The 17,649-nt window shown below is 37.2% G+C and carries 16 protein-coding genes; 4 read left to right on the forward strand and 12 right to left on the reverse strand.

Annotated elements, in window-relative coordinates:
• Positions 1 to 31: 31 nt before the first annotated feature.
• A complete protein-coding gene (locus ACM5BR_RS07170) occupies positions 32 to 1,057 on the reverse strand; it encodes a CAP domain-containing protein (protein ID WP_416826966.1) in 1,026 nt (341 codons plus the stop codon).
• A gap of 183 nt (positions 1,058 to 1,240) precedes the next feature.
• Between ACM5BR_RS07170 and ACM5BR_RS07175 the strand changes: the two genes are divergently transcribed.
• Complete coding sequence (locus ACM5BR_RS07175) at positions 1,241 to 1,591, forward strand: YugN family protein (RefSeq protein WP_416826967.1); 351 nt, start codon at positions 1,241 to 1,243, stop codon at positions 1,589 to 1,591.
• A 48-nt stretch (positions 1,592 to 1,639) separates the two neighbouring features.
• Here ACM5BR_RS07175 and ctaG read toward each other — a convergent pair whose 3' ends face one another.
• From ctaG to cyoE, 6 genes are all read right to left on the reverse strand, one after another.
• Entirely contained in the window at positions 1,640 to 2,545 is a 906-nt protein-coding gene (gene ctaG / locus ACM5BR_RS07180; protein WP_416826968.1) for a cytochrome c oxidase assembly factor CtaG, read from the reverse strand.
• 160 nt (positions 2,546 to 2,705) lie between these two features.
• Complete coding sequence (ctaF, locus tag ACM5BR_RS07185; RefSeq protein WP_416826969.1) at positions 2,706 to 3,035, reverse strand: cytochrome c oxidase subunit IVB; 330 nt, start codon at positions 3,033 to 3,035, stop codon at positions 2,706 to 2,708.
• A gap of 2 nt (positions 3,036 to 3,037) precedes the next feature.
• On the reverse strand, positions 3,038 to 3,658 hold the full coding sequence (locus tag ACM5BR_RS07190) for a cytochrome (ubi)quinol oxidase subunit III (RefSeq protein ID WP_416826970.1): 621 nt from the start codon (positions 3,656 to 3,658) through the stop codon (positions 3,038 to 3,040).
• Complete coding sequence (gene ctaD, locus ACM5BR_RS07195; protein ID WP_416827864.1) at positions 3,655 to 5,472, reverse strand: cytochrome c oxidase subunit I; 1,818 nt, start codon at positions 5,470 to 5,472, stop codon at positions 3,655 to 3,657. The genes ACM5BR_RS07190 and ctaD overlap by 4 nt, the downstream gene beginning before the upstream one ends.
• Before the next feature lie 71 nt (positions 5,473 to 5,543).
• Complete coding sequence (gene coxB / locus ACM5BR_RS07200; protein ID WP_416826971.1) at positions 5,544 to 6,584, reverse strand: cytochrome c oxidase subunit II; 1,041 nt, start codon at positions 6,582 to 6,584, stop codon at positions 5,544 to 5,546.
• A 140-nt stretch (positions 6,585 to 6,724) separates the two neighbouring features.
• Positions 6,725 to 7,639, reverse strand: a complete 915-nt coding sequence (cyoE, locus tag ACM5BR_RS07205; protein WP_416826972.1) for a heme o synthase — start codon at positions 7,637 to 7,639, stop codon at positions 6,725 to 6,727.
• Between the two features lie 414 nt (positions 7,640 to 8,053).
• On the opposite strand from cyoE, the gene ACM5BR_RS07210 reads away from it, so the two are divergent.
• On the forward strand, positions 8,054 to 8,953 hold the full coding sequence (locus tag ACM5BR_RS07210; RefSeq protein ID WP_416826973.1) for a COX15/CtaA family protein: 900 nt from the start codon (positions 8,054 to 8,056) through the stop codon (positions 8,951 to 8,953).
• Between the two features lie 64 nt (positions 8,954 to 9,017).
• Here the strand turns inward: ACM5BR_RS07210 and pyc are convergent, their stop codons facing one another.
• From pyc to ACM5BR_RS07225, 3 genes are all read right to left on the reverse strand, one after another.
• Positions 9,018 to 12,464, reverse strand: a complete 3,447-nt coding sequence (pyc, locus tag ACM5BR_RS07215; RefSeq protein WP_416826974.1) for a pyruvate carboxylase — start codon at positions 12,462 to 12,464, stop codon at positions 9,018 to 9,020.
• A gap of 466 nt (positions 12,465 to 12,930) precedes the next feature.
• The gene (locus ACM5BR_RS07220) at positions 12,931 to 14,091 is read right to left on the reverse strand and encodes an FtsW/RodA/SpoVE family cell cycle protein (protein ID WP_416826975.1); all 1,161 of its coding nucleotides are present in this window, start codon (positions 14,089 to 14,091) and stop codon (positions 12,931 to 12,933) included.
• 142 nt (positions 14,092 to 14,233) lie between these two features.
• Complete coding sequence (locus ACM5BR_RS07225) at positions 14,234 to 14,518, reverse strand: Fpa/YlaN family protein (protein ID WP_416826976.1); 285 nt, start codon at positions 14,516 to 14,518, stop codon at positions 14,234 to 14,236.
• Between the two features lie 168 nt (positions 14,519 to 14,686).
• Here ACM5BR_RS07225 and ACM5BR_RS07230 point away from each other — a divergent pair, with 168 nt between their 5' ends.
• On the forward strand, positions 14,687 to 15,187 hold the full coding sequence (locus tag ACM5BR_RS07230) for a peptidyl-prolyl cis-trans isomerase (RefSeq protein WP_416826977.1): 501 nt from the start codon (positions 14,687 to 14,689) through the stop codon (positions 15,185 to 15,187).
• A 55-nt stretch (positions 15,188 to 15,242) separates the two neighbouring features.
• Here ACM5BR_RS07230 and ACM5BR_RS07235 read toward each other — a convergent pair whose 3' ends face one another.
• Positions 15,243 to 16,571 carry a PhoH family protein gene (locus ACM5BR_RS07235; protein WP_416826979.1) on the reverse strand — a complete coding sequence of 443 codons (1,329 nt, stop codon included), beginning with the start codon at positions 16,569 to 16,571 and terminating at the stop codon, positions 15,243 to 15,245.
• 246 nt (positions 16,572 to 16,817) lie between these two features.
• Positions 16,818 to 17,273 (reverse strand): pyridoxamine 5'-phosphate oxidase family protein, encoded by a 456-nt coding sequence (locus ACM5BR_RS07240; RefSeq protein WP_416826981.1) that lies wholly within the window; start codon positions 17,271 to 17,273, stop codon positions 16,818 to 16,820.
• A 170-nt stretch (positions 17,274 to 17,443) separates the two neighbouring features.
• Between ACM5BR_RS07240 and ACM5BR_RS07245 the strand changes: the two genes are divergently transcribed.
• Positions 17,444 to 17,644 carry a YlaI family protein gene (locus ACM5BR_RS07245; RefSeq protein ID WP_416826982.1) on the forward strand — a complete coding sequence of 67 codons (201 nt, stop codon included), beginning with the start codon at positions 17,444 to 17,446 and terminating at the stop codon, positions 17,642 to 17,644.
• Positions 17,645 to 17,649: the final 5 nt, after the last annotated feature.

Here is a 17,649-nt window from a genome sequence, read left to right on the forward strand (position 1 = left end):
ATGGTTCGCCCATTTTAGGCGAATCCTGCCCCTACTTCAAAATAAAATCCTGTGTATAATATTTATCGTTAACACCAATGCCAATCGCTGTAAATTCTCCATCCAATAAATTTTTTCGATGACCCTCGCTGTTTAACCAACCTTGTACAGCTGCGACTCCATCCGGGTAATTAGAAGCAATATTTTCACCCGCTAAACGGAATGTAACATTTCCTTGATGTAACCGATCCCCAAGCGATCCATATCTCGGAGAATCGTGTGAAAAGTAGTTCTGATCATGCATATCTTTACTATGCAAATAAGCAACCTGTGAGGTTTGATCGTCCCATTTTAATAGAGGGAGATTATGACGCAAACGAATAATATTTGTTGTATCTAAAATTTGCTTCGCATTTCCTTGTTCAATCTTTTGTAATTGCTCACCTGATATTTGCGTAGGCTGAATGAGTGCTCCTGTATAAATAAGCTGATATGGTCGTTCCTTTAAAAGGGTATCATCATCTAAATAACGAATCCCAACAAGCTCCTTCGTAAAGGTATCGAAATAAAGCTGTGACCATCCGTTTTCAACTGAAATAAGCGGGTCCTGCCTAACATCTTGTTCTGATAGTTCAAATTGGTAAGAATTTTTACTTCGACCTACCGATAATTCAGACGAAAACGAAGCTTGTTTGGAAACATCTGTATATGATTCTCCAATATGGAATGGAGAAATGTCTACATTTTGTCCCCCAACATAAATGGTAACTATTTTTTCATTTTGTATACCAAACTGCACATAATGATTTAAATCTTGATTATACACCCACCACTCATAATCGTAAGCAGACGGATCAATTCGAGCAGGCTCGCCAAATTGTGCTAACAAGTTTTCGCTATTTTCACCTAGGAATTTTGCTATATTAGTAGATGACGCTTGTTCCACCTTTTGAATTGATTTTGTACTTTTTTTAGGAGTATTTTGTTGTAGTATGTACTGATTAATAATAAGCTTTCCATACAAACTGACAACTATGATAAGCACAGTTAAAAGTGCAATGTGGAGAAGTTTTTTCAATCTATATTCCTCCTGTAAGAACTTTACCTTGAAAAATCACTTTAAAAACCCATTTTCAATATACCATATTTAATAGGATTACGACGATATGCAACAGCTCCTGTCGATGAGATCATATTGCGAATGTACACACTTCATATTATTATAAAAATATGGATATTTTTACCAAAAAGGAGTGATATTGTGCAATTTGAACATACCGAAATCAATCAATACGTCATTGAATTTGACAGATTACAAGACATCATGAAAGAATACGGATTTATTTTAGCAGGTCAATGGGATTATGAGCGAGTAACCTTTGATTATAAATTCACTATAGATACTGATTATTACTTGCGAATTCAAGGCGAGGCGATTGAAGGTGAAATCGGAAGTAATGATGCGATTGTAAAACTACGGACTCCAATACTTGGTAAACACTATTATCCACATGGAGTAGAATATGATGAGACATTTCCAGACTCATTAATTGAACGTTGCAACGATCTTCTTCAAAGGGTAAGCAAATCCCTTACAGCGCTTGAAACCTAGTAAGGAAATGTTCTATCAGGGGGTACTCCCCTGATAGATACACCCCCGTTATGTTCCTCTATTTTCAGATACATAGGTAGGAAACCCTTCAGCTTCTTTCTTCTTTTCGTTTTTCACCCACCGGGAAAAAACATATCCAATTACTACTATATATACAAATTCTTGCATTATTTTCATGATAACTCCTCCCGCCTGTTGGTCCTCAAGGGGAGATATCCCATAAAAAAATGACGGCCCAGAGATTCCAAGAGATGTTAATGTTCCTAATGGAACACACAACTCCATTGCTCGCATAAAAGCCTGCGGATTTGTATACGTTGCATATAATGGCTGACTTGCAAAAATGATAAGGGCGCATGCTGGGGTAAGTAGCAAACCATTAGCAAACATATAACCTATTTTCTGCAAGTCACTTAACGATTGAAAGGAAGGAAGAGGATTCAAAACAGGCCACCACATCATAAATGAAGTGAAAAATAATACTACAAGCGAAATGCTATGCAAAAGCTGACTTTGCTTTACAACATCAAAGATGAATGGCAGATGATACATAGAAAGTAATCCATTGAATAAAAAGAGAGCAAATAATGGTTTGGTAAGTATACGTAACACATTTCCTACGACTTTATGTGACACAATTGTTTGCAATAACCAAGCAGGTAATCCCAATAAAAGAAGAGGAGGTACGACTAAAAACATGACGGCCATTTCTGTCATATGAACACTAAATAGGATATGACCGATCACATCGATTGGACTACCCGAAACCGCATACAAGAAAATAATTCCAATAGTGAAACAAAAAAGTTGTTTTTTACTGACACGCTCACTTTCTATAAATTTACCGCGGAGTGGTCCAATCAACAGATAATACATCAGAAGAATACCAAATAGAAAAAGAGCAAATAATGGGCTCCATAGCGCTTGAAATCCAAGCATTGCAATTGCATTCATACTCACTCTCTCCTTACCTTTATTAGATTTAATAAAGAACGTATTCCAAGCTACCCATTCTTATAAGGAGAAACTACCCACTACAGAGAGTTACCTATGGACCGGGCAGTTCCTGAAATAAGGCTCTTAACTACGCGTTCATACAGGGAGATGATGTTAGTTAAATCCAAACGATTGTCGCAAATGCTAATACAGTTAGTAATCCTATAAACAAGGCGGTATACAAAAATACAATTGCAGTCTGATGACCTCTTTGATTCATATGCATAAAGTAGTAAAGCTGAAACAATACTTGCACACAAGCAAGCAACAATATGAATGGAACAGAAAATATTTTAGGAAAAATAGTCGGATATGCTACTGCAAAAAAGGAGGAAAGGGTCAAAAATATCATGAGAGAGAATGTTACCATGACATGTTTCATTTCCTCTTTGCTTCTTTTTTTATAAAAAGCATCTACCTTTACGTTACTTCTATGCGATTCATTCATTCTTATCCCACCATTCCCATTAAATATACAACGGTGAAAATAAACACCCATACTACATCAATAAAGTGCCAATACAACGATGCTACATAATACTTTGGGGCAGTATAAAGTGTTACGCCGCGCCAAGCATTTCGCAATACTAACGTTGTAATCCAGAGAAGACCAAATAAAACGTGTAAACCATGGGTCCCAACTAGTGTGTAAAAGGCTGAACCAAATGCGCTACTTTTTATCGTAAAGGAAAAAGAATGTACATAATGATTAAATTCATATATTTCCAAGCTTAAGAAGCCTGCACCTAGAAGAATGGTAATCACAAACCACCACTGCATCTTTACAAATTGTGCGTTTCTCATAAAGTATATGGCATACGCACTCGTTAAACTACTCGTAAGAAGGAGCATCGTTGCCGTAAAAACGAGTGGTAACTCAAACATTTCCTTCGCCGACGGTCCGCCATTCGTAGAATTGTGCAGTGCAAAAAAAGTTGCAAAGAGACAAGCAAATAACACTGTCTCTCCTCCTAAAAACAGCCAAAACCCAATAAATTTATTTTTCCCCTCTAATGTGGCCTTCTCAGGTTCAATAGGAAACGGCTCGGTTCTCTCCTTTACATTCGTCACACGATCGCCTCCCCTTGTTTCTCCAATTCTTCCTTATGAATATGATAGCCATGATCATCTCGAATCGATCGCAGCAGCATACTTCCAAACGTTATCGCCAAACCAATGAATGCGATAACTACAAAGAGAAGTTGTTTACCACCTTGCATATAAAGGGCTCCGAATGCGGCGACAAACAATCCAAATGAAATAGTAAATGGAAGAATCGACGAATTAGGCATATGAATATCACCAATTGGTTCTGCTGGAGTAAGTTCAGTATGACCTTCCATTTTTTCAATCCACAATGCATCTAAGCCACGAACAAATGGAAGCTGTTTAAAATTATAATGCGGTGTTGGGACAGGTAAGGACCATTCTAAGGTACGTCCATCCTTCCATGCATCTTGCGTTACCTTTTTGCTAGAAGCTGTTGTTTTTACAATATTAAACAAAAGAATCAGTGTTCCAACACCCATAAATGCAGCTCCAACCGAACTAATAAAATTCCCAGTTTCTAATCCTTGACCCGGTAAATAGGTAAAATAGCGTCTTGGCATTCCGATTAGACCTAGAAAATGTTGGATAAAGAAGGTTAAATGAAATCCAATGAAAAACAGCCAAAATGTTATTTTACCTAAGCGTTCATCAAGCATTTTACCGAAAATAAGCGGCCACCAATAATGGGTTCCTGCTAAAATTCCAAACACAACGCCGCCTACTATTACATAATGGAAATGTGCAACTACGAAGTACGTATCATGAAATTGGTAATCCGCTGGAGCGGATGCCAGCATAACTCCTGTTACTCCTCCCATAACAAAGGATGGAATGAATGCAACAGCATAAAGCATCGGAACAGTAAAAGTAAGGGACCCACCCCACATCGTAAAAAGCCAGTTGAAGATTTTTATCCCTGTAGGAACTGCAATTGCCATTGTAGCAACCGAAAAGATTGCATTCGCAACAGGTCCAAGCCCCGTAGTAAACATATGATGAACCCACACCATAAAGCCTAAAAATCCAATTAATACCGTGGCAAATACCATCGTAGAGTAGCCAAATAATCTTTTCTTTGAAAAGGTAGCAAAAACCTCTGAAAAAATACCGAATGCAGGAAGAATGAGAATGTATACTTCAGGATGACCAAAAATCCAAAATAGATGTTCCCAAATAATTGTGTTGCCGCCAAGCGCAGGTACAAAAAAGGATGTGCCGAAGAGACGGTCGAGCATAAGCATAAATAATCCGACAGTTAGAGGAGGAAATGCAAATAAGATGAGAGCGGATGCCACAAATGTGGTCCAGGTAAATAACGGCATACGCATATAAGTCATTCCAGGAGCTCGCATATTTATTATCGTAACGAGAAAATTAATTCCAGCAATCAAGGTTCCAATACCGGATACTTGTAAGCCTAGTATATAAAAATCCACACCATGATTTTTGGCAGACAATACCAAGGAAGAATATGCGGTCCAGCCAGCATTTGGGGCTCCTCCTAAAAACCAGCTGGCATTTAAAAATACCCCGCCAAAAAAGAATAGCCAAAAGCCAAGCGAATTTAGAAAAGGAAATGCTACGTCACGAGCACCGATTTGAAGAGGAACTGCTGCATTCATCATTGCAAATAAGAGAGGCATTGCTGCTAAAAAAATCATTGTCGTACCATGCATGGTCAACATTTGATCATAGGCTTCACCAACAAGAAATTTGTTATTCGGAAATAACAATTGATAACGAATCAATGTGGCTTCTATTCCGCCAACAAGAAAGAATAATCCTCCAGCAAGTAAATAAAGAATAGCAATTTTCTTATGGTCTACCGTTGTCATGTAGTCCCAAAGAACGCTTTTTTCCTTCGCTATTGTACTCACCCTATTTCCCCCTTTGCTCATATCAACCGTCATTTCGTTTTTAAGCTTAATAAATAAGCTGTTAATGCATCTACTTGTTGATCATTCAAAGTCCCGTATTTACCAGTCATTGCATTTCCTGGTTTTATACTTCCGGGATCCTTCAACCAATTTTTGATGTTATCAGCGTTATTATCTAACACGCCAGCTACCATATCGCGATCTCCAAAATTCGCTAGATTGGGAGCTATGCGTGCTGCGGGAGGTCTGCTATCATTTGCATCAACAGCATGGCAAGCTGCGCAGCTTTTTTGAAAAATTTGTTGTCCCTCTTGAGCTACGGCCGTAGAAGGCTGCTTCTTTCCGTCTTGCTGCTTCATAGCGGCGAGCCAGTTTTTGAATTCGCTTTCACTTACAGCTTTCACCTTAAACTGCATCAACGCATGGGACGGGCCGCAAAATTCTGTACAAAAGCCATTGTATGTTCCAGCTTGATCTGCTTGTATCCACATTTTATTTGTATTATCGGGATTGTTATCCATTTTTCCTGCGAGAGATGGAACCCAGAAGGAGTGTTTGATGTCAGCGCCTTTTAAATTCAAGTACACTTTTTTTCCAGTAGGAATGACTAGGTCTTGCGAGGTTATGATTTTATCAGATGGATATGCGAATTCCCACCAGTAAAGCCTAGCTGTTACATCAATGACAAGAGTATCACCATTTGGCTGCTGGGCAGGTCTCACATCGGCAAGTTTGAACGTATATGTAACGGTTGGTATAGCTAAAATAATGAGGAGAAGAATTGGAATGATGGTCCAAATGATTTCAAGCTTATTATTACCTTCAACTTGCTCTGGTACTACATGTTCCATGCCTTTCTTTCGGCGAAATCGAATGAGAACATAAATGAAAATAGCAGTAACTACAATAACAACTCCTACCATAATTGCACTCGATAACAATAATAAATCATATTGCATCTTTGCTGCTTCGCCTTTTGGAATTAACGTTGATTGAAAGTCTTTACCGCATGCACTTAGCAGTAAAGCCATAACGGAAACGAACAAAATCAGTCGCCGCTTTTTCTTCATCCAAGCAACCCCACCTTTTTATTAAATTTTTACTCTTTCTTCCCCATATACATGAGTGTAATTTAGGCACCTTTCAAGAGGGATATTAATCCCTACTGAAAGGTGCCTAAACTATTAAATAAAAAGGAATTGAAGGCTTTTTAGAATAATGTAACGACTAGCATACTAATAAATAGAATCGTTAAATAGTTTAATGAATAGACAAACATTTGTATCGACCACTTGATATCATCCTTTGTACGGTAACCGTATATACCAAGTACAAGCCAGCCCACATTAAGAAGCGTAGCAATTACCATAAAGACAATACCTAATTCATGCATATAAAAAGGAATTGGTAGTAGACATGTAATCCATATAAGAATTTGGCGTTTTGTCATTTCAAATCCGTGTACAACTGGCAACATTGGAATGCCTGCCTTACGGTATTCTTCCACTCGCTTCATCGCTAATGCTAAAAAGTGAGGAATTTGCCAAATAAACATAAGTAAAAATAACATCCAAGCCATATAGCCTAAGTTCGAATCAACGGCTGCCCATCCAATTAACGGCGGCACTGCACCTGATACACTACCAATTACAGTATTAAGTGTATAGGCCCGCTTCGTCCAAAGTGAATACAGAACAACATACGTAAATGTTCCGATAACCCCAATAAATGCAGCCATAGGTGTTGCTAATAATAGTGAGGTAAATCCTAGTAATAACAAAATAGATCCGAAAGAAATTACAAAACTTCCTTTAAATTTTCCTGTTACAGTCGGACGATTTTTCGTTCGTTCCATTAATGGATCAATATCGCGATCAATATAATTATTTAATGTACATGAACCTGCAATGATTAAGGCTGATCCTAACATGGTGAAAATCATTTTCCCCCAGTTATCACTAAAGCTTAGTCCATTAAAATGGAGTGCTAGCCAAAATCCTGTAAATGTTGTTAGACTATTTGAATTTACAATACCCATTTTCATTAAAGCAAACAAATCTTGCTTTAACGTAGTTTGAGGCACAGCCTTTGTTGACTGCTCCTGCAGTTGTGTTACCTGCTCCACGTTATAAGCCCCCTTCATATGTTTCTATATTTGCAAGCGCTTTCCCTGTTTCTTTTCTTGTGAATATAATTACCGTGTGTATGTTGTTTTTACTATATACATAGTTCTTACTAGTTTATATTAAATCATATTTAATGAAAAAAATGTGAACTAAAGTTGAACTTTTTGTGTCATTTCTGAAGTAGACAAATCCCCCTTAGTATCAGTATATCTTGATTTCACTTTTAATATTAAACCATTTTGTCAAATTTATCACGTAATAACTATGAAAAGCTAGAAAAAGTGCCTTTTTCTTTCGCTTACGCCTGTTTAATCAAGGTTTTAAAGGTTTATCTCTTACACCTTTCTTCTTTGCTATTTTATTGTTTTTTATATATCATAGGCTTTGAAAGAAAAATGAAAGTAGGTGAAGTAGTGCGACGCTTCCTAAAATTTTTAGCCATTTTAACGAGTGTAGATCTTCTTCTCGTTTTAGTCGGCGGATCTTTAGTCACAGAAACCGGTTCTAGTCAAGGGTGTGGACATTCATGGCCACTGTGTAATGGCCAAATCATACCCCATCCTTTGACCATAAACACAGTCATTGAGCTAAGTCACCGACTTGTTTCAGGCTCAGCCGGCATTTTGGTGCTTTTATTATGCATTTTATCTTGGAAAATGATTGGACATGTTAAAGAAACGAAACTATTGGCAGTTCTTTCCCTCCTGTTTCTAGTTGCACAGGCGCTTATAGGAGCTGCTGCTGTGGTTTGGGGACAATCTGCTATGGTACTTGCACTCCATTTCGGGATTTCTTTAATATCATTTGCTTCTGTTGCTTTATTAACGCTACTCATTTTTGAAGTAGACAAAAAATTTGATGCCCATTCCATTGTGTTAGACAAAAAAATGAAGTTTCATATTTATGGGAGTACCATATATACCTACATTGTTGTCTATACAGGTGCATTGGTCCGTCATGAAAAGGCAACGTTAGCTTGTACTAGTTTCCCGTTTTGCGGAACTAAAAGTCCATTTACAACACATTTACAGGAATTTGTTCAAATGGGACATAGATTCGCAGCATTATTACTCTTTGTATGGATTTTTTACGCTATGATTCTCGCTATTCGTGAATATAAGCAGCAACGTATCATTTACCTTGGATGGAGTAATGCTTTCATACTCGTAAGCTTGCAAGCTATAGTTGGAATGTTAATTATTTATTCAAATGGATTACTTGCAATTAAACTGCTTCATAATTTAGTTATCGCTGGTTTGTTTTCGGTATTATGTTATTTATGCTTACTTGCAACAAGAAGCATATCTCGGTAAGAATCAAAAAATCAGCTTGGCACGTCCGCCAAGCTGATTTTTTGAATTAACAATTTAACTACTATTATTTATCTAATTCGATCAATAAGTCACCTGTTTGAATAGAATCTCCATCTTTCACATAAATTTCTTTTACCACTCCTGTGAACGGAGCTTGAACAGTTGTTTCCATTTTCATCGCTTCTGTTACCGCAAGCGTGTCGCCACGTTTAATATGCTCTCCTTTTTTCACAACTACTTTAATAACGGTTCCTGGCATTGTTGCACTAATATGATTGGGATTTTCACGATTTCCCTTTACTCGCATAGCAGCTGTGATTTTCACACTTTCATCCTTAATAATAACTTCACGAGGTTGTCCGTTTAATTCAAAATAAAGGTTTCGCGTGCCATCAGGCTGCGGCTCGCCAATTGATACAAGTTTTACAATTAATGTTTTTCCCCGTTCAATTTCAACTTCTATTTCTTCACCTAGTCGCATACCATGTATGAATGTTGGTGTGTCTAATACGGAAACACTGCCGAACTTATCATGTATTCTTTCATACTCTAAAAAGACCTTTGGATATAATGCATATGATATCATGTCAAAAATCGTAACTGGGCGATTGAGCTTCTGATACAACGTTTCACTAATTTCGCGAAAATCAACAGGCGGCAATAGCTCTCCTGGGCGTACTGTAATCGGCTTCTTGCCTTTAAGAATAATACGTTGAAGTTCTTTTGGAAAACCTCCATAAGGTTGTCCAAGATACCCTTCAAAGAACTCTACAACAGAGTCTGGGAAATCTATTGTTTCTCCACGTTCATAGATATCATCCTCTGTTAAATCGTTTTGTACCATAAATAAAGCCATATCCCCTACTACTTTTGAAGAAGGTGTAACCTTTACAATATCACCAAATAAATCATTTACACGTCGATACATAACTTTTACTTCATCAAAACGATCCCCTAATCCAACCGCTTTTGCTTGTTGCTGAAGATTACTGTATTGTCCTCCTGGCATTTCATGCATATACACTTCTGAATGAGGAGCGTTCATTCCACTTTCAAAGTTAAAATAATATTTTCGAATATCTTCCCAATAGTGAGATAGCTGCTCTAATGCATGAATATCTACATTGGCACGACGGTCATTTCCTTCAAGTGCATAATAGAGTGTGCTAGCACTTGGTTGAGAAGTATGTCCTGCCATAGAACTAACAGCAACATCGACAATATCAACGCCGGCTTCAATCGCTCTTGTTAGTGTATAAATCCCATTACCACTTGTGTCATGAGTATGTAAATGAATCGGAATAGACACAGCATCTTTTAGGGTAGAAACAAGGTCATACGCGGCACTTGGCTTTAACAGCCCGGCCATATCTTTAATTGCTAGAATATGCGCCCCAGCCTCTTCTAGCTCCCTTGCAAGGTTACGGTAATATGCTAAATCGTATTTATTTCTCGAAGGATCATGAATATCACCTGTATAACAAATGGTTGCTTCTGCTAGCTTACCACTTTCTCGTACTGCATCAATCGCAACACGCATACCTTCTACCCAGTTTAAACTATCGAAAATACGAAAAACATCAATTCCAGCTTGGGCAGAGCTTAGCACAAATTTTTTAATTACATTATCTGGATAGTTTTTGTATCCGACAGCATTAGATGCGCGTAAAAGCATTTGGAACAAAATATTTGGCATACTCTCGCGTAATTGCAGTAGCCGTTCCCATGGATCCTCTTTCAAGAACCGGTATGAAACATCAAATGTAGCACCGCCCCACATTTCAACTGAAAATAGATTAGGAAGAAGATGCGAAGTTGGCTTTGCTATATGCTTTAAATCTTGCGTACGAACCCGAGTTGCAAGGAGAGATTGATGAGCATCACGGAATGTCGTATCTGTTAATAATACTTGTTTCTGTTCTTTGACCCAATTTACTAAGCCATCTGCGCCTCGTTCAGTCAGGATCTGTTTCGTTCCAGATGGAGCCAGGAAACTTTCATCTATTTTTGGTATTCTAGGCTCAGCATAAATTGGTTTCTCGATTTTTCCAATACCAGGAAATCCATTCACCGTAATGGAGCCTATATAAGAAAGCATTTTTGTACCACGGTCTTTTCGTTTTGGAAATACAAACAGTTCCGGAGTAGAATCAATAAACGATGTATCATATTCTCCTGATAAAAAGTTTGAATGTTTCACAACATTTTCCAAAAACGGTATATTCGTTTTGATACCACGAATTCGAAATTCTTTTAAATTTCGAACCATCTTAGCTGCCGCTTGCTCAAACGTTAACGCCCAAGTAGTAACTTTTACAAGCAAGGAATCATAATACGGTGTTATAACGGCACCTTGAAAGCTATTTCCAGTGTCTAAACGAACACCGAATCCTCCTCCTGAACGATATGCCATAATTTTACCTGTATCTGGCATGAAATTATTAAGAGGATCTTCTGTAGTAACACGAGATTGAATTGCGAAGCCATGTGTTACAATATCCTCTTGCTTCGGAATACCTAGTCTGTCGTCAAACATAGAATATCCGTCTGCAATTAATATTTGTGACTGAACAATATCGACACCTGTAATCATTTCTGTAATTGTATGCTCTACCTGCACACGAGGATTTACTTCTATAAAATAAAACTGATCACCCTTTACTAGAAATTCAACTGTTCCTGCATTTAAATAGTTAACACTCTTGGCCAAATGTACGGCTGCATCACAAATTCGTTTGCGAAGATGTTCACTAAGAGACAAGCTAGGAGCTACCTCTACTACCTTTTGATGACGACGTTGTACAGAACAATCGCGTTCATACAAATGAATAATATTACCCTGCTCATCCGCAAGAATTTGTACTTCAATATGTTTCGGATGTTCAACAAATTTTTCAACATATACTTCATCATTGCCAAATGCTGCCTGTGCTTCCGATTTAGCACGTTCATAGGCTTCTTTAACATTCGCTTCACTTCGAACAATACGCATTCCACGACCACCGCCACCTAACGCAGCCTTAATGATAATCGGATATCCATGTTGCGTACCAAACGATTCAACTTGTTCAAAGCATTCCACCGGACCATCGCTACCTGGTATTACCGGAATACCAGCGCGCAGCGCCTCTGTTCTAGCTTTTACCTTATCGCCAAACATATTTAAATGTTCGCTCTTAGGTCCAATAAAAATGATACCTTCTTCTTCACAACGCTTCGCAAAATTAATATTTTCCGATAAAAAGCCGTAACCGGGATGAATTGCATCAACATTGTTATTCTTAGCAATTTCAATAATTCCTTCAATATCTAGATAGGCTTCAATTGGTTTTTTACCTTTTCCAACTAGATACGCTTCATCCGCCTTGTAGCGATGATAAGAACCTGAATCTTCTTTTGAATAAATCGCAACCGTGCTTAGTCCTAATTCTGTACACGCACGAAAGACTCGAATTGCAATTTCGCCACGATTTGCTACTAAAACTTTTTGAATGCGTTGCAGCTTTTTCATCATAATCCTCCTTTATTTCCTTTCCACTGACATATTATTAGTAAAACTACCTCGTAATTCTCCAAATGAATAATAAATAAGTATAATTCCTCATTTTTCTGAAAACGATAGGGTTTTTGTAATAATACCTCATTTTTCTATAAATGATAAGCATTCTGTATCATCTGTTACACAAATGTAGTATAGCACACACTCAAAAATAAGAACAATAGTTTTGTATAACACATTTCAATAAATATTACATACTATTTATATAAAAAGCCATATAATATCCTTTTAATATGTCCTACGATAAATGAATGAAACTACTACTTATAACTACATAACTTTGAAAGGAAAAAATTTTGTCCATGCAAAAACACCTCCGATTTCAGTACTTATTTTCAGTGTACCAAGTTCGAGGGTGTTTTATGTTGTCTTACTATTTTAGGTAAATCTGGATATGCAAATGAATTTTTTTACTTTTTTAATTAACTGCGCTAAGTTTGGGCTTTTGGGTAATTGACTGCTGTTCTTTAACCCTTGCAGAGATATTTAGCAAGAGCCCTACAGCTGCCATATTTACTAAGAGAGAGCTACCACCGTAGCTTATAAATGGCACAGGTACACCTGTAAGTGGCATTAACCCGGTAATACCACCAACATTAACCATTACTTGAAAGCCAATCATACTCCCAACACCAATCGCAACTAAACTTGAAAACGGATCCTGGCTCTTTCTTGCCAATTGAAAGGAACGGAATACAAGTGTCGCTAACGCAAGTAAAATTACAGCAATACCGAAAAATCCTAGTTCCTCAGAAATAACTGCCATAATAAAATCAGTATGAGGTTCCGGTAAATAACCTGTTTTTTGAATACTATTGCCTAATCCTACTCCAAAAAATCCACCTGAATTAATTGCAACTAACGATTGTATTAATTGAAATCCTTCTTTTTGTGGATTAGCAAACGGATTTAAAAAGGTCTGAATTCGAGCCATTTGTACTTTAGACAGTTTGTGCATAACGACATAATACAACAATGGCACCCACACGACTGCCGTGATTACAAGTCGTTTAAACACCATAGAAAGTCGAATTCCCGAGCATAGCGTTATTGAAACAATAATACACATTAGAAGGATTACCATTCCTAAATCTGGCTGTTTATCGATAAGATATAAATTAATAGCTAGAAACAAACCAATACCTCCAACTCCACGGATAATGGAATGGCTTGTTTCATGTTTTTTAGCAAAAAACCGAGCTAGTGCGAAAATAACAGCTAATTTTGTAAATTCAGCAGGCTGAATTCCAAAAATCCAAGATTGTGCATTATTAACTACGGTACCCTTCCATAGTACTAATACTAGGAGTATTGTCGTTGTAATCATTAAGAATAAAGAGATTGCCCTTTTTTTCCAGATAGAAATAGGCAATACGTACATGACAATGAGTGCCACAAATCCTAATGCCATTGATCGTAACTGAAGATAAAAGAAATGATTGGCCGCAAAATCCTGTTTCGTATATTGCTTTAGCACGAGTATGGAGCTTGCACTATATACCATAATCGCTCCAATAGCACAAAGAATAATAAGTGGAAGCATTAATGAGTAATCCAATGACTTCCATGCTTTTTTCATATGTATTCCTCTTCCTCATAAATGTAGTCGTTGTTGTATTCCATATTCTTCATTATACTTCCTGCTTATAGGGTAAGAAAATAAGTGAATGTGCATAAAAAGGCTCAAACTCTGAAAAGTTTGAGCCCTCTATATGAACCCGTTATTGTTTTTTCGTGTATGCATCATGCAAGGCAGATAATTCACGTTCCAGTTCGTCGAGAATCTCCTTGCCCACAGCTTCTTCAATAAGCCCGAGTCGAACAGCAAAGTCTACCTCACGAGACAAACCAAACATTTGCGTGTCTAGCACTTCTTCATACAACGGACATTGCGGCATGGTTAAATGATCCATTTGCACTTTAATCAATTTTAAAATCTTACCTGCATCAGCTTTTAGAAGGGCAAGAGCCTTTTCCTGATGATTCATAACTGTCTCAGACGTCAAATCGATTCCCTCCGTTTCCGTCCAACTTTCCTATCCTATCTTTTAATATTAAAGACAGTCTTTGTAAATTGCAATAAAAATATTTCCATCCAATCAGTTAAGATGACAACGCTCACCTTCTTCATTATACTGAAAGATGGGAGTATAAAACAAATGGAGGGGACAAAAATGACCGATATATTATTTATAAACGGCAAAGTAGATCATTCCATCACTTTAGATCCAAGTGTTTGGATTTTTGACGATCGTAAAGTCGACTTACTTACATATTTTCAAGAAGAAAAGAATACAGACGCTAATGAATTAGAAAACTATAAGAAAGCTGCCTCTGCTCATTGGGATCGAGAAATTACGGAAGGTGCTATTTATCCTCCAGTAAACAAAAGTATTACGCAATTTGAAAAGCAAAAAATAATTAACGGAACATTTGGTATACCACTGCGCCCCTTTTTAATAAATGCAGGTATTCACACTGATGCTTCAAATGTTATCTTGAAAACAAAACATACAACTGTGACTCTTACGATGGAAGAAGCTATGGATGCAATTCTTGGCTTCTCTAAAGAGGGAAAACCATTAGAGGAAAACGGCCCAGCCCATTTCTATTATGGTAATGGCAACAATGTAGATCATCCTATTACCGACATACGTGAATTTACAGTGATATAAGAAAAGAAACGCGAGCCCCCTTTTGGGTGCTCGCGTTTTTTATGACTTTACTATATTAGAGCAAATCTGCTGCTAGCTGAGCTAGCTTGGATCGTTCACCCTTTACAAATTTAACGTGACCACTAATTTTCTGTTCTTTAAATTTTTCAACTACATATGTGAGGCCATTATTATATTCATCCAAATACGGATGATCAATTTGCTGCGGATCTCCCATTAGAACAATTTTACTTTTCTCTCCAACACGCGTCAAAATTGTTTTTACTTCATGCTTTGTTAAATTCTGCGCTTCATCAATAATGATAAACTGTTCAGGTATGCTTCTCCCACGAATATACGTTAATGCCTCTACTTCAATAGATCCCATTCCAGCTAAAATAGCATCTAGCTCCCCTGGTTTTTTCGTATTAAATAAATATTCTAGATTATCAAAAATAGGCTGCATCCATGGACGTAGCTTTTCTTCTTTTTCACCCGGTAAATAACCGATATCTTTCCCAACCGGTACGATAGGGCGGGCTACGAGTAGTTTTTTATATAATCCTAAATCTTCTGTTTGCATTAAACCCGCTGCTAAGGCAAGTAATGTTTTCCCTGTTCCTGCCTTTCCAATCAAGGTTACGAGTGGAATATCCTCCCGTAGTAACATCTCCATCCCCATCGTCTGTTGCACATTTCGCGAACGAACACCCCAAATTTGTTCGTTTTGAAAAACAAGCTTCTTTATTTTTTGACCGGATGCATCTACTACACCAATCGCAGATCCAGATCCACCAAGAGCATCCTTCATTAATATAAATTGATTAGGATGCAACATTTGTTCCTTTATATCAGAAATAGGAAGCTGACCGGTTTCATAAAATTTATTCATCACTTCTTTTGGTATGTACTGTTCTACAAATCCTGTATATATATTGTCAACTTCTATCACACGATCACTCAAATAGTCTTCAGCCTGCAAGCCGATTGCATCTGCCTTAACTCGCACGAGCACATCTTTACTTACAAGAATAACCGGTTTCCCATGTTGTTTCGCCTGTTCTTCTAACGATAAATTTTTAGCAACAGCCAAAATTCTATTATCATTCGTTTTTTCTACAAAAATTTCTTGTAATTGTACGAAAGAACGATGATTCAACTCAATACGGAATGTTCCTCCATTTTCAAGATGAATTCGTTCATGAAGCTTTCCTGTTTCACGAAATTTATCTATAAGCTTAGATACAAAGCGGGCATTTCGACCAACCTCATCCATGTAACGTTTCTTTGAATCCACTTCCTCTAACACAACGGCAGGTATAACTACCTCATTATCTTTAAATGAATAAATCGATAATGGATCCTGCAATAATACATTCGTATCGAGAACATAGATTTTACTCAATCTGTTACCCCCTGACTCCACCTTAGTGAACAAGGGTTTCATCCTCTAGGGACGAACCTTTGTTATAGATAATATGTGAGGCATACGTGAGATAGAATGACTTTATAAGGAAATTTCCCTTGCAAATAAAGAATAAACTGCTTCAAAACTAAGAAAAGCGTACCCTTTACGAAAGACTAAACTTCTTATCCTTTTGAAACAGCTATTTTCATACCATTATCCTAATTTTGCTTCATAATATGTAGATTATCGTTCTTTCATTGCTGTTAATACTTGACCATCAAGCTTAGCAGCCGCACGTAAATCATACGTTTTCTCATATTTTGGTTCAACCGCAAGCTTAGCGCCATAAAACATAACATCTCGTACCTCTTCGATGGACACTTCTATAAGTGATAGCTTTAGCGGTACTTCTTCCATTTGATCTGCTATGATAGTAGCCTCACCATTTATTGAAAATACTGATTCGTCAGCCATTACGTTTAGAACAACTGATGAATGATGACGAATGTTTTCTACAATTCGAGATCGTTTGTCGACAGCAAAGCGAATTGTAGACGGATTCATACTGTACACCCAAGAAATTGCACTAACGTTTGGACAACCTTTCTCAAAATCAATCGTTGCAATCGTAACAATTCTCTCTTCTCTTAGAGCTTGAAGTAAATTATCACTTAATGTTGGTTCAACTACATTTGCCATACATGACACCTCCCAATACTATTTTACAACATGCCTATGCTGAATTTCTAATGATACAATTATTTATTTTTTGTATGTAAATCATGATATACTTTATTCATAGTTTATTACGTATTTCCTTTACTTTACTATTTTACTGACTTTTTATATTTTATTTTTGAGGTGACAAGATGAGAGTTAAATGTGTTTTATGTGACGGAATTCATAAGTTAGATGATGATACGTTAGAAGCAAAACGGTTGCGTAACCGTCCTATTCATACATACATGTGTCCAAGTTGTTATAGCCGTATTTCAGAACGAACAAATTCTCGTATTGCTAGCGGAAAATTCCGATTATATCGAGACAAATCAGTAGAAGAAGAATGGTGACGTGA

It is taken from the genome of Ectobacillus polymachus (assembly GCF_048159605.1).
In the GTDB taxonomy this organism is placed as follows: Bacteria; Bacillota; Bacilli; order Bacillales; family Bacillaceae_G; genus Ectobacillus; species Ectobacillus polymachus.

Excerpts from the sequence above, each read along its gene's own strand:
- ACM5BR_RS07245 (WP_416826982.1), top strand. The coding sequence starts at position 17,444 with ATGAGAGTTAAATGTGTTTTATGTGACGGAATTCATAAGTTAGATGAT.
- ACM5BR_RS07230 (WP_416826977.1), top strand. The coding sequence starts at position 14,687 with ATGACCGATATATTATTTATAAACGGCAAAGTAGATCATTCCATCACT.
- ctaG (WP_416826968.1), bottom strand. The coding sequence starts at position 2,545 with ATGAATGCAATTGCAATGCTTGGATTTCAAGCGCTATGGAGCCCATTA.
- ctaF (WP_416826969.1), bottom strand. The coding sequence starts at position 3,035 with ATGAATGAATCGCATAGAAGTAACGTAAAGGTAGATGCTTTTTATAAA.
- ACM5BR_RS07220 (WP_416826975.1), bottom strand. The coding sequence starts at position 14,091 with ATGAAAAAAGCATGGAAGTCATTGGATTACTCATTAATGCTTCCACTT.
- coxB (WP_416826971.1), bottom strand. The coding sequence starts at position 6,584 with ATGAAGAAAAAGCGGCGACTGATTTTGTTCGTTTCCGTTATGGCTTTA.
- ACM5BR_RS07240 (WP_416826981.1), bottom strand. The coding sequence starts at position 17,273 with ATGGCAAATGTAGTTGAACCAACATTAAGTGATAATTTACTTCAAGCT.
- ctaD (WP_416827864.1), bottom strand. The coding sequence starts at position 5,472 with ATGACAACGGTAGACCATAAGAAAATTGCTATTCTTTATTTACTTGCT.
- pyc (WP_416826974.1), bottom strand. The coding sequence starts at position 12,464 with ATGAAAAAGCTGCAACGCATTCAAAAAGTTTTAGTAGCAAATCGTGGC.